Source organism: Chelatococcus sp. HY11 (assembly GCF_018398335.1).
Taxonomy (GTDB): domain Bacteria; phylum Pseudomonadota; class Alphaproteobacteria; order Rhizobiales; family Beijerinckiaceae; genus Chelatococcus.
Map to the genome: position 1 here is coordinate 2756644 of NZ_JAHBRX010000001.1, position 11777 is coordinate 2768420.

General features: G+C 63.3%; 12 protein-coding genes and 1 tRNA gene. 10 read left to right on the top strand and 3 right to left on the bottom strand.

Annotated features, from left to right (window positions below):
- Positions 1-224 precede the first annotated feature (224 nt).
- Positions 225-992 (bottom strand): IclR family transcriptional regulator, encoded by a 768-nt coding sequence (locus KIO74_RS12610; protein ID WP_213332314.1) that lies wholly within the window; start codon positions 990-992, stop codon positions 225-227.
- A gap of 177 nt (positions 993-1169) precedes the next feature.
- Here KIO74_RS12610 and KIO74_RS12615 point away from each other — a divergent pair, with 177 nt between their 5' ends.
- The 10 genes from KIO74_RS12615 to KIO74_RS12660 all read left to right on the top strand — a co-directional run bounded on the left by KIO74_RS12615 (position 1170) and on the right by KIO74_RS12660 (position 10334).
- Positions 1170-2141: an ABC transporter substrate-binding protein gene (locus tag KIO74_RS12615; RefSeq protein ID WP_213332315.1), complete on the top strand. Its 972-nt coding sequence runs from the start codon at positions 1170-1172 to the stop codon at positions 2139-2141.
- A 54-nt stretch (positions 2142-2195) separates the two neighbouring features.
- The gene (locus tag KIO74_RS12620) at positions 2196-3329 is read left to right on the top strand and encodes a CobW family GTP-binding protein (protein ID WP_213332316.1); all 1134 of its coding nucleotides are present in this window, start codon (positions 2196-2198) and stop codon (positions 3327-3329) included.
- 29 nt (positions 3330-3358) lie between these two features.
- On the top strand, positions 3359-4759 hold the full coding sequence (locus KIO74_RS12625; RefSeq protein WP_213332317.1) for a dihydroorotase: 1401 nt from the start codon (positions 3359-3361) through the stop codon (positions 4757-4759).
- Positions 4760-4761: 2 nt separating this feature from the next.
- A complete protein-coding gene (locus KIO74_RS12630; protein WP_213332318.1) occupies positions 4762-6177 on the top strand; it encodes an MmgE/PrpD family protein in 1416 nt (471 codons plus the stop codon).
- Positions 6174-7307 carry an NAD/NADP-dependent octopine/nopaline dehydrogenase family protein gene (locus tag KIO74_RS12635; RefSeq protein ID WP_213332319.1) on the top strand — a complete coding sequence of 378 codons (1134 nt, stop codon included), beginning with the start codon at positions 6174-6176 and terminating at the stop codon, positions 7305-7307. Before KIO74_RS12630 ends, KIO74_RS12635 begins: the two co-directional genes overlap by 4 nt.
- A gap of 9 nt (positions 7308-7316) precedes the next feature.
- Positions 7317-8111, top strand: a complete 795-nt coding sequence (locus KIO74_RS12640; RefSeq protein ID WP_213332320.1) for an ABC transporter permease — start codon at positions 7317-7319, stop codon at positions 8109-8111.
- Between the two features lie 54 nt (positions 8112-8165).
- On the top strand, positions 8166-8957 hold the full coding sequence (locus KIO74_RS12645) for an ABC transporter ATP-binding protein (protein WP_213332321.1): 792 nt from the start codon (positions 8166-8168) through the stop codon (positions 8955-8957).
- Between the two features lie 147 nt (positions 8958-9104).
- A tRNA-Gly gene (locus KIO74_RS12650) sits at positions 9105-9178 on the top strand.
- Between the two features lie 182 nt (positions 9179-9360).
- Positions 9361-9720 (top strand): DUF2946 family protein, encoded by a 360-nt coding sequence (locus KIO74_RS12655; protein ID WP_213332322.1) that lies wholly within the window; start codon positions 9361-9363, stop codon positions 9718-9720.
- A 98-nt stretch (positions 9721-9818) separates the two neighbouring features.
- Entirely contained in the window at positions 9819-10334 is a 516-nt protein-coding gene (locus tag KIO74_RS12660) for a copper chaperone PCu(A)C (RefSeq protein WP_213332323.1), read from the top strand.
- 75 nt (positions 10335-10409) lie between these two features.
- Here KIO74_RS12660 and KIO74_RS12665 read toward each other — a convergent pair whose 3' ends face one another.
- On the bottom strand, positions 10410-11411 hold the full coding sequence (locus KIO74_RS12665; protein WP_213332324.1) for a hypothetical protein: 1002 nt from the start codon (positions 11409-11411) through the stop codon (positions 10410-10412).
- A 69-nt stretch (positions 11412-11480) separates the two neighbouring features.
- The gene (locus KIO74_RS32225) at positions 11481-11606 is read right to left on the bottom strand and encodes a hypothetical protein (RefSeq protein ID WP_283772127.1); all 126 of its coding nucleotides are present in this window, start codon (positions 11604-11606) and stop codon (positions 11481-11483) included.
- Between the last annotated feature and the right edge of the window lie 171 nt (positions 11607-11777).

Genomic DNA, 11777 nt, shown 5'->3' on the forward strand with positions numbered 1-11777 from the left:
CCCCTGCGCAAGAGGGGTCACCGCGTCCGCAGCCGTGCGGGGACACAGCCCCGTCGCGCAAAAGGGCTTTCGCGACTTGCGCATATCCAGGGATCGATAATTCAGTGGAAATATTTCCCCATGAAGCGCGTCGCTCGATTATCGCGCGTCATCACCCAGCTCAATGAGCTTACAGATACCGATAATAGAAAATCGCCCCACCAAATGCGCGCATATCACTTAGTTTACGGGCGCGATATCTGCGCCTCGTGCTTGTCGAGCTCCGCCGATATCGATTGGGCCGCGCCGATCACTGCCTCCGCGTAGAAAGCTGTCTTCTCGGAATTCGAACCAAGGCCCGCATCGAGGACGAGACTGAGGCTTGCCACGACGACCGAGCGGCGGAATACGGGCGCCGCAATTCCCAGACGCCCGGATCCGACCTCCGAGGTGGTCGCAGAAAACCCCTTCCGGCGCACCTCCTTCAGCGCCGCCCGGAAATCATTCCACGAGGTCCCATCGGCATGGCGCAATTCTTCCTCGTGCCTGAGGTAGAGCGCCTGGAGCGCGCGATCCGGCAGGAAGGCGAGGATCGCCTTCGCGGGAGCCCCGACGAACAGCGACATCGCAGCACCGCGTTCGTAGCTCGCCGGCAGATGCGGCGCGGCTCCGTCGACTTTGTGGACACTCATGATCCGATCGCGGAAACGGCGGCACAAGATGACCGCCGCCGCCTGGTTGGCCTTGTCGAGAAGCCCCTGCATGGGCTGGTCGGCGATGTGGATGAGCGGATCGTTCTGACGAATCAGCCTGTCGAAATGAATGAAGGCCGGCCCAAGCGCATAGCCTGCTCCGGTGACAGGGTCGAGAAACTCGGCGTGGCTGAGCTCCCGCACATTGCGGTAGGCCGTGCGGACGGAAATACCCATCTCGCGGGCGATGTCCTCGACTGTCAGGACGGCCGCATCACCGTCGAAGAGTTGCAAGATGGCGAGGAGATTGCTCTGCGTCATGCGCGTTTCGTCGTTTCCGTCTGTGGCGCCTCTTTATGGGCTTCACAACGTAGATGCAAATCATCATAATTGACAATATACGACAATTTATCTTGATTGCTGATATGCGGCAGTCGTAGATTGTTTACGCGTCAAGGGAGCCCGAAGAGGCCCCTGCCACAGCGATGGGGAATTGACATGAAATTTCTGCAGACACTTGTGACGGGCCTGTTCGCGGCGACGATCGCCTTTTCTCCGGCAGCGGTTCAGGCTCAGGAGAAGCAGGAAGTGCGCGTCGCCATGCTGGCGCCGAGCGCCTTGCTCTGGCTGCACGCGATCGCCAAGGATCAGGGCTTCTACGCGAAGCACGGCATCGAGGTGAAGGAACTCGTCGCCTCGACCAGCCCGGCCTTGCTGCAGGCCGTTTCGAGCGGCAGTGTCGAGGCCGGCATCGCCGTTGCGGACCTCGCGATGCGCGCCATCGACCAGAACGCGCCGATCGTGATCTCCGGCGCCATTCTCGGCCATTCGATCCTGCGTTTCGTCGGCGGTAAGGGTGTCGAGAGCGCCAAGGATCTTGAAGGCAAGCCGGTAACCGCCGGTGGCGTTCAGGGCGGCACCGCCAATCTCCTGCGTTATCTGATGATCGAGGCCGGGGTCGACGGCAAGGGCGCCAAGCTTGTTGCCATGGCGAATTCCAAGGATCGCATCCTCGCCCTGCAGAATGGCCAGGTCGCGGGCTCCCTCCTGATCGCCCCCTTCGATTCGATGGCGCAGCGCGACGGCATGAAGGTTCTTGGCGACTACACGCAAGACTACCTGCAGACGCCGCTGATCCTGAACAAGACCTGGGCCGCTTCCAACCGCAAGGCTGCCGTTGGCCTGACACAGGCGACACGGGATGCCGCGAACTGGATTTATGATCCGGCTAACAAGCAGAAGGCCATCGATATTCTGGCGGCCTATACCAAGGTCGATCCGGCCCTCTGCGCCGAGTCCTACGCCTTTATTATCGAGCAGCAGAAGGCTATCGGCCGCGGGCTGGAAGTGACACCCGACAGCCTGCGCAATCTCCTGAAGATCAGTGAGGCCGTCGGCGCCGCCAAGGAAAGCGACAAGCCGTTTGAGCTGAAGAATTACTACGATCCGAGCTTCCTCGCCGGAAACTGAGGCCCATCCCATGCGCAGGCCGAAGGCCCGCGCATGGCCCTCGCCGGAATGGATATGATGAACCAGGAACGTATTCCCGTAAATCTGCTGACAGGTTTCCTTGGCAGCGGAAAGACGACCCTATTGAATTCGTGGCTTCGCGATCCAGCCTTTGCTGACGTTGCGGTCATCGTCAATGAATTCGGCGAGATCGGAATCGATCACACCCTGATCGCCGCAAGCAACGACAACACCATCGAGCTCAGCACAGGGTGCCTGTGCTGCTCGGTGTCCGGCGATCTCGTGACGACACTGCGCGAACTGAATGAAAAGCGCGCGCGGGGCGAAATCCGCCCGTTCACCAGGGTCTTCATCGAGACCACCGGCGTAGCCGATCCCGTCCCGGTCATCCAGTCGCTGATGACCTTCCCGGTCGCTGGCCGCTACGTGCTCAACCGGATCATCACGGTGGTGGACGCGCTGCATGGGCAACGCACCATCACGGATTTCGAGGAAGCCGCGCGTCAGGTCGTCGTCGCCGACGACATCATCCTGTCCAAGACAGACCTTGCCGCGGTGCCCGATGAGCTGGTGGCGCTCCTCAAGGCGCGCAACCCCTCCGCGCGCGTCCTTCTGTCGTCCTCCTCGGCGCCGGTCATGCCGACGCAATTGCTCGAACCCGGGGCTTTCAATCCCCAGGCGGAAGTCCGGGACATGGATGCCTGGCTCGTGGCATCTGGCCTGGCGCCCGCCAAGGCCGATGAGCATTCGGATGCGCACGCCGCGCACCGGCATCACGCTCACGACCACACCCATCACGACCATGCCCATGATGGCCATGCTCAACACGGCCACACCCATAAGCATTCGCACCATCATCACGGCAGCGATTTCACGACATTCACGCTGACCTTCGATGAGGCGCTCGCTTGGGAGCATGTGGCGCACTGGCTGGATGCGTTGGTCATCGCTCATGGCGACGACCTTCTCCGGGTGAAGGGTATCCTCAACATCGAGGGCCAGGACAAGCCCGTCGTGGTCCAATCCGTCCAGCGCCTGTTCCACCCACCGTTCCAGCTGCCGAGCTGGCCCGCGAGCGGGGCCTCCTCGCGCATCGTCTTCATCACCCGGGGCCTCACGCGCGACTACGTCTCCCGCGTCCTCGCGACCATCACAAGCCGGCCAGAGCCCTCACGGCTCGCGGGCTGAACCATCTGCTTCCCGAAAAAGGAAACCTCATGGATACCCTAGTGAAGAATGGACTCATCGTGACGCCGGAAGGCCGTTTCGAAGGCTCCATCGCCGTCACCGACGGCCGGATCAGCGGCATCTTCAAGGGGGACGCCGCACCAGAGGCGAACGGCGCGGAGATCATCGACGCAAAGGGCCTTGCGGTATTCCCCGGCGTCATCGACATGCACTCGCACCATCGCCAGGGCAGCCTCCCGGGCTTCGAGTACAAGGACACCATCTACACCGCGACCCTCCAGTGCGCGGCTGGTGGCGTCACCACCTCAGTGGCGATGCCCAACGTCAACCCGCCCCCGAACAGCCTGAAGCTTCTCAAGGACCAGTTCGCGATCTACGAGACGGATGCCGTGGTCGACTGGAACTTCAACCCGGCGCCCACGATCCTTGAAGAAGTCGCCGGCCTCGCCGACCAGGACATCGCCGCGTTCAAGTTCTTCATGGTCGTCGATACCGGCCGCGACTACCCGCATATGCCCGGCATCGGCGTGCACGATCACGGCAGGATCCTTGAGATCATGAAGGCCTGCGCCCGGGAAGGCGTGCCCTTGATGGTGCATCCGCACGACCAGGCGCTCATGGACGTCATCGAGCAGGAATACTGGGCGCGTGGCGAGCGTGACGCGCTGGCCTATGCCAAGGCCTATGCAGCCTATGACGGCGTGATCTGGGAGACGGCGATCGCGACGCTCCTGCGCCTGCAACGGGCCGCCGGCTGCCATCTCCACATCCTCCACACCCAGACCGCCGGCAGCGTGGACCTGATCCGCAAGGCCAAGGCCGCGGGCCAAAAGGTCACCTGCGAGATCAACCCCTGGGCGCTGTTCCTCGGCTGCGACTGGTCGTCCATCCAGCGGCTCGGCTCCTACGCGCTCTCCTATTGGGTGCCGGAGAAGAACGTGCCGGGCCTGTGGGAAGGGTTGAACGACGGCACCATCGACATCATCGCCACCGACCACGCGCCCCATATGCGCGAGGAGAAGGAAATCGGCTGGACCGACGGTTGGAAGGCCCATACCGGCACACCATCCGCGCAATTCTACCTCAGCATGTTCCTCACGGCCGCCCGCGACGGCAAGATCACGCTTGAACGCGTCGCGGAAGCCACGTCCCAGACGCCAGCGCGGCTCTTCGGCCTCAAGGACAAGGGTCATATCGCCGAGGGCTATCACGCCGATCTCGTGCTGGTCGACCTCAATACCGAATACGAAGTTCGGGACGAGGACGTGCTCAGCCTGTGCGGCTGGAGCCCTTACGCCGGCCGCAAGCTCGTCGGCAAGCCTGTCCGCACCCTCCTGCGGGGACAGACCATTTACCAGGACGGCAAGGTCGTGGGCGAGAAGGGCTTCGGCCGGCAGGCGAAGGCACAGCACGCGGCACGGACCGCATGAGCATGGCGATGGTGACGCCGCACGCCGAGCCGGTGGCGGTCGCGCAGCATATGGCAGACTGGATGGCGGGGCTGTCCGCCACGTCCATCCCGGCCGTGGCGAAGGCTGCCGCCTGCCGCTCGGTCATCGACGTCGTCGGCGTCGCCCATGCCGGCCTGGGCATGCCGCTCGCGCGGCTCGTGCGCGAGGAGGTGCTGGACGAGGCAGCGTCGGGGCCGTCCCGTGTGCTCGGCACGACGCGTCGCGCGGCGCCCATCGCGGCGGCACGGGCCAACGCGACCGCGGCGCATGTGCTCGATTTCGACGCCAATTTCAATCGCGGCATGGTCTTCGGGCCGGCCGCGCTGTTCCCGGCCCTGTTTGCGCTCGCCGAGAGCGAGGGCGCCACAGGCGAGCGCTTCCTGGCGGCTTTTGCGATCGGTACGGAGATCGTCCGGACGCTCGCCGAGAGCCTCTCCGACATCCCTTATCGCAAGGATCGCGACAGCCTCTTCTACAAGGGCTGGTTCAACACGGGGGTTCTCGGTCCTGTCGGCGTCGCCGGAGCGACGGCCTGGTTGATGGGGCTCCCGCGTGAGGAAACGGCCCAGGCGCTGGCGATCGCCGCCGTGCAGGCCTGTGGCCTGCGGATCGGCGTTGGTTCGGACATGAAGCCGTTGCTGTGCGCGCGCGCCAGCGAAACGGGCCTGCGAGCCGCCTTGCTGGCGCGCAAGGGTGTACAGGCGCCGCTCGATGCCTTCGAAGGGCCTCGCGGTTTCATTCGCGTCATCAATGCGGGCAATTGGACCGACCAAGCCTTCGCCGGGCTCGGCAGCTTCCAGGATGCGGGCGCATCCTACAAGCTTTATCCGGCCTGCTCGTCCGTGCAGGCGGCCGCCGAGGCGCTTATGCGGGTTCTGGCGGATAATGCGGTGGCGGCACGGGACGTCGCGGGTGTGCGATGCGAGGTCACGCCGCATATCGCCGCCAATCTCGCCTTTGAAGACCCGCAGAACGTGACGCAGGCGCAATTCTCGCTGTCCTACGCCCTCGGCTGCATTTTGCACCGGGGCGACTTCGTGGCGGCCGATCTGAACGCGGACGACCTCGTCAATCCCGCCATTCGCGCGGAGATGGCGAAGGTTACCATGCAGGCCGGCCTGACCTTCGCCAGCGAAGCTGAAGCGCGCGACGCCGCCGAGGCGACCCGCATCACGGTGACCATGCGCGACGGCCGCCAATTCAGCGCCCAGCAGAATGCGTCGACGGGGAAGCCGATCAACCCCATCAGCGACGCGCTGCTGGAGAAGAAATTTCTGGCCAACATGGCGCAGGTGATGCCCGCACCCACGGCACAGGACCTCCTGGGGCGGATCCGGTCTCTCGAGAGCCTGGGCGACATGCGCCGTCTGTTCCCGGATGAGGGGCCGCAGCCATGAAGGTGGCCATTCTCGGCGCCGGTGCGATGGGGCTGACAGCCGCCGCCATCCTCGCCTCGCGCGGACATGAACCCGTTCTGTGGTCTCCCTCCGGCGCTTCGACCACGGGCCTGGCGAGCGTCACCGCAACGGGAGCGCTCACGGGTGAATGGCCGGTGGCGGTTGCCTCGGACCCGGCCACCGCCGTGGCCGACGCCGACGCTGTCCTGCTGGTCGTGGATGCGGCGGGCCATCGGCCGGTGATGGATCGCGTCGCGCCGTTCCTGCGGCCGGGCGTGCCCTTCATCATCAGCGCTGCCCATTCCCTGAGCGCCCTCTACCTGGCACAGCTCCTGAATGTGCGCGATGTGGCGTTGCCGATCGTGTCTTTGAACACGAGCCCCGGCACCGCCCACCGCGAGGCCATCGGGCATGTGGACATCCGCACCGTCCGTGCGCGCATCGAGGCGGCCGTGATGCCCCCGGAGGCCGCGCCGGAGGCTCTCGCCGTTTGCCGCAGCCTGCTTCCCGCGCAGTTTGAAGAACGGCCCGAGGCGCTCGCCATCGCCCTGCTTTCAAACTGCAATCCCGTGTTCCATGTGCCTGTCTGCCTCCTCAATGCCAGCCGCATCGAGCATGCTGAAAACTGGGCGCCGTATCACGAGACCACACCGGCCGTCGGCCGGCTGATGGAAGCGCTCGACAGCGAGCGCCTCGCCATTGCCTCGGCCTTTGGGATCAAGATCCATAGCGTCAACGAGCATTTCCATCGGTCGTTCCGGGTGCCGGCCGGCTCGATGGCCGAGATGAATGCGACCCTCCACGCCAATGGCCGCGGACCGCGTGGACCGCAATCCATGGAGCATCGCTATCTGACCCAGGACATCCCATACGGCATCGTCTTTGCTTCTCACGTCGCGCGTCTCGCCGACGTCGCCGCCCCCGTGCATGACGCGGTGATCGCCATCGCCAGCATCATGCTCGGACGGGATGTTTCGCTCGACAACAACCTTCTGCCAGCGCTGGGGCTCAATGAACTGACACGCCAAGGCCTTTTGCAACTCGCCACGGACGGTTTCCGTCATCGCCCGCTAAACTCCGGCCCGCAAGACTTCCCCCTGGGGTCTGCCGACCCACAAGTCTCCCGATAGGAAAACGCCATGACGGTTTGGCAAAAAAGCTACGATTTTCTGCAGGGAGATACCCGGTCGGCCGGGTTTGTCCGGATCATGCTCTCGGTCATCGTCGTGCTGCTTTTCTGGCAGCTCCTGACCTCGACCGTCGTAACGAACCGTTTGCTGCTCGTGCCGCCAGCCGAAGTCTTCGCGGCCCTCTTCACGGAGACAAAGAGCGGCGCCGTCTGGACCAACGGCGCGGCCACCGGCATTGCTCTTCTGATCTCGTTCCCGGTCGCGGTTCTGGTGGGCGTCGCCGGCGGCCTGCTGCTGGCGTCCAACAGGCTCGTCTCGCTGACCGCCGGGCCCATGCTGATGGCGCTCTATTCGGTGCCTGTCGTTGCCCTGGCCCCGCTCTTCATCGCCTGGCTCGGCCTCGGCTTCGCGTCAAAATTCGTGCTGGTGACCCTCGTGGCTGTCTTCCCCGTGCTGGTGACGACGGAGGTCGGCCTTCGCGCCACGGACAAGGGCTTGATCGACGCCGCGAAATCCTTCAACGCAAATGGCTGGCAGATCTTCACGACCGTGACGCTGCCCTATGCCCTTCCCTATGTGGTCAGCGGCGTCCGCGTGGCCTGGGCGCGCGCCCTCGTCGGCATTGTCGTCGCAGAATTCTTCGGCTCCTTCGCCGGCTTCGGCTTCGCGATCCTGGCGGCAGGCCAGACTTTCGATACGGCGACGCTCCTGGCCTATGTCATCCTGCTCGGCGCCATGGGGGTCATCGGCAGCCTCCTGTTTCAAACGATCGAGCGTCGCATGGCGCCCTGGCGGCACGAATGAGACCGGCGGTGCCCTGCCCTTCCATCCCGTTGCCCCATGAACGCGGAGCCAACCATGTCCGAAACACCCTCGCTCACCATTGAAGGCGTCTCGAAGGTTTTCGAGCGGCCTGGCCGCCCGACGATCGAGGCGCTCCGCGACATCAACCTCACCCTCGGCAAGGGCGAATTCGTCTCGATCGTCGGCGCCAGCGGCAGCGGCAAGTCCACGTTGTTGCGCATCATCGACGGGCTGATGCCGGCCAGCGCGGGTCGCATCGCGGTCGGCGGCAAGACGGTCACGCGGCCAGGCAAGGACCGCGCGATGGTGTTCCAGCACGACTCGCTCCTGCCCTGGAAAACCGTCATGGACAATGTCGGCTATGGCCTCGCCATCGGCGGCATGTCGCGCAAGGAACGCGAGGAGATCGCGCGCTATTTCATCAAGGTCTCCGGCCTGTCGGGCTTCGAGAATCATTATCCCCACCAGTTGTCCGGCGGCATGCGCCAGCGTGTGAACGTCGCGCGGGCGCTTGCGGTGAGTCCGGACATCCTGCTCCTGGACGAGCCCTTCGCCGCGCTCGATGCGCAGACCCGCGAAATCATGCAGACCGAGCTGCTCAATATCTGGGAGCGCGAGAAGAAGACGGTCGTGCTGATCACTCACCAGATCGACGAAGCCGTGTTCCTCTCGGACCGTGTCATCGTGTTCAGCGCCCGGCCCGGCCAGATCCGCGAGGAAATCGTGATCGACCTGCCGCGCCCGCGTGATCTCGAGGTCAAGCGCAGCAGCACCTTCGTCGGTTATGTCGACCATATATGGAAGCTCATCGAGCAGGAGGTCCGTGCTGGCATGCAGCTCAGCTGACTTGGGGCAAGCTGTTTAAAGACGACCTATCTATGGGCTTGATCGGCACCGGCCGGTAGAGTACCAATCACGAACCTGACGTGTCTCACAAGCTGTTCTTTTGGGACACTTCATGCAAAAAGCGCTTTAATTTCAAAGGCGTTTTTGGCGGGCGTAGTTCAATGGTAGAACGGCAGCTTCCCAAGCTGCATACGAGGGTTCGATTCCCTTCGCCCGCTCCAGATTTTTCCTCCTCCCAGTTTGCCTGTCCCCCGTTTCGGCCCAAGCGAACGCGAGCCTCGGGTTAGGTCACAGTGCCGCAACGGGTGGGCAGATCATTTCCCTCCGGACATCGGCGTGCTAGGCCGATGGCGACTGAAACGCGGGGAGAACCGTTCTGAGCAGGCAGAGGCAACGGCGTGGCATGGGCTGGAGTGCGATGATCGCGCTCGGCATGGCCTATCTCGTCGCCGCCCAGATGCTGCTCATGGGCATGATCGTGGGCATGCAGGCAGCCGCGATGCCCGCCGGCCCCGCCACCATCCTCTGCACACCGAGCGGCGAGAGGCCTTCTTCCGCGCCAGACCGCGCTCATCTCCCGGCTTGCTGCGTGCTTGGATGCAGCATGCTCGGGCAGGGCATGGCACCGCCGCCGGCTACTCCGGCGGCCGCGTTTACGCCTCCGCACGCGGTCGCGTCGCCCTTCGCGTGGGTTCAGGACGCCCCGCCGCATGCGCATGCGCGCATGACGGACAGGGCGCGCGCGCCACCACGGCCGGCCTGAAATCCACCTATCGCTCCATGGTGATCAGGCGCAAGTCGATCCCCTTTCCCTTCTGGCCCGCTTGACGCCGGGCCACCTCCTTCCCTGGAGTTTTCCCCATGTTGACGTCCCTCCTCCGTCCGGCCGCGCGCACCGCAGCCGCGCTCGCGCTTGCCGTCCCGCTGGTCGTAGCGGCTGGCCAATCGTCCGCCATCGCCCATGAATTCAAGGTGGGTAACCTGCAGATCAAACATCCGTGGTCCCGCGCCACCCCCCCGGGGGCAAAGGTGGCGGGCGGCTACTTCGTCATCATCAACACCGGTGACACAGCCGACCGTCTGGTCTCAGCGACAGCCGACATCGCCGGCCGCGCGGAGATCCACGAAATGAACGAGAAGGACGGTGTGATGACGATGCGCGAGTTGCCGGGCGGCGTCGAGATCCCGGCCAAAGGCGAGGTCGCCTTCAAGCCCGGCTCCTACCACATGATGTTTCTCAACCTGCAGAAGGCGCCGAAGCAGGGCGAGCCCTTCGCCGGGACCCTGACCTTCGAGAAAGCCGGCGCCGTTTCCGTGTCTTACGCGGTGGAGGCGATCGGCGCCTCCCCCACAGAGAAGAGCGGCCACCAACACTAGAAGCAGATGCGAGATGGGGTCGGCGGCCGCACCGCCGTCCTCCTTGCCGCTTCTCTTGCGCGGTACGCGGACCATTCAGGGCGTAATCCGCGGTCCTTCCGATGCGACGCTGCGCAGGAAGGACCGCGTGTAGCGCGCCCCCGGGATCGGCGCATCGAACAGGTCCCGCGCGTGGAAACCCGCCGTGTTGTTCATGAGAAAAAGACGGCGCTGTCGCTGCGGCAATGCAATGCGGCGGGCATCACAGGCGATGGATTGCTTCATGCGCTGAACGAGGCGGCTGTCGAAATCGCCATCACCATCCACGGGGCCCTGAAGATCCCCGTTCATGAACACCGCTCGCTCATCGCCACTGGTATCCCGCCAGAACACAGGTGCTTCGATGATACGAGCGCCAGCCTCCTCGGCGCGATCGAGCGCCCCGGCATAGACGATCGGCGTCGCCTCGAAGCGATAAGCCCTGTTCCACCCCAGCACGCCAGCCCATTCATCGAATTGCGGCCAGGCGGCAAATGGCACCCAGTAAAAGCAACCCGGCTTGTTGTAGGCGATGACGATATTGTAGAGCCCGATATAGCGCGGCACATAAACAGCGGAATTCTTCAACATTCCATCTGTATGGAAGCCTAACTTCTCCGTCGGCGCGTAAAACTTGACGCCAGCCTTCTGAAGCGCCTCCTCATTGTCCGGCGATGCCGTGTAGACGGTAAAGGGCGTTCCATTGCGCGGGTCGAGCAACGGCATCATGAAGGCCGAAATTATTGCGGATGCAATAACGCTCCCCATGAGGGCATCGGTAGCCGGCTCCGAGGCGATCCCCTGGGGCACATCAATGCCGACAAACCCACTCCCGGTATCGTCAAGTCTATCACGAATAACATGGACATCATCAGCCAATAACGCCTCAATCGCAAATTCGTATCCGGCAAAGAAAGCGGCGCCCCGCAGCATGGCCAGGGAAGCAGGGAACCGCTCTCCTTCTTGCAACTGCTTGATAAATGCTACGCATTTATCAAGGGACAGGCGAACAATCGTCCCCTCCTGACATACACTCTTGTTGTAAACGCTGCTCGCCAAGGAAGCCTCCATGCGCCCATCACGTGTCAGCAAATTGACCCGGCCGGCTGCCCCAACCTATAGGCGGCTCTATGTTTGCTCGGATTCTTCACTCCCGCCGCTGGGGCCATCCGAGCACTCGGGTGATTGCAGGCACATCTCGATGCTGCCCAACACCTCGTCAAGATCGAAATCCATTTCAATACCCTCGTTCATCGCCATTCCCTTTCTGTATGATTTGGTAAGAAGCGGGCTTGATGCGTTTTTGTTTAACGAAGCCCGGCCTGAAAAATATCTCGCGTATAAATTCAGGCAATAACAAAATCTCTCAATCGTATGTCAAATTCAGCATCGAAATAATGAAGTAATTTACGTACAAATTATAGA

Bases quoted from the DNA above. Each gene is read 5' to 3' on its own strand.
- KIO74_RS12640 (WP_213332320.1), top strand. From the start codon at position 7,317: ATGACGGTTTGGCAAAAAAGCTACGATTTTCTGCAGGGAGATACCCGG.
- KIO74_RS12630 (WP_213332318.1), top strand. From the start codon at position 4,762: ATGGCGATGGTGACGCCGCACGCCGAGCCGGTGGCGGTCGCGCAGCAT.
- KIO74_RS12645 (WP_213332321.1), top strand. From the start codon at position 8,166: ATGTCCGAAACACCCTCGCTCACCATTGAAGGCGTCTCGAAGGTTTTC.
- KIO74_RS12660 (WP_213332323.1), top strand. From the start codon at position 9,819: ATGTTGACGTCCCTCCTCCGTCCGGCCGCGCGCACCGCAGCCGCGCTC.
- KIO74_RS12635 (WP_213332319.1), top strand. From the start codon at position 6,174: ATGAAGGTGGCCATTCTCGGCGCCGGTGCGATGGGGCTGACAGCCGCC.
- KIO74_RS12655 (WP_213332322.1), top strand. From the start codon at position 9,361: ATGGGCTGGAGTGCGATGATCGCGCTCGGCATGGCCTATCTCGTCGCC.
- KIO74_RS12610 (WP_213332314.1), bottom strand. From the start codon at position 992: ATGACGCAGAGCAATCTCCTCGCCATCTTGCAACTCTTCGACGGTGAT.
- KIO74_RS32225 (WP_283772127.1), bottom strand. From the start codon at position 11,606: ATGAACGAGGGTATTGAAATGGATTTCGATCTTGACGAGGTGTTGGGC.
- KIO74_RS12625 (WP_213332317.1), top strand. From the start codon at position 3,359: ATGGATACCCTAGTGAAGAATGGACTCATCGTGACGCCGGAAGGCCGT.
- KIO74_RS12615 (WP_213332315.1), top strand. From the start codon at position 1,170: ATGAAATTTCTGCAGACACTTGTGACGGGCCTGTTCGCGGCGACGATC.
- KIO74_RS12620 (WP_213332316.1), top strand. From the start codon at position 2,196: ATGATGAACCAGGAACGTATTCCCGTAAATCTGCTGACAGGTTTCCTT.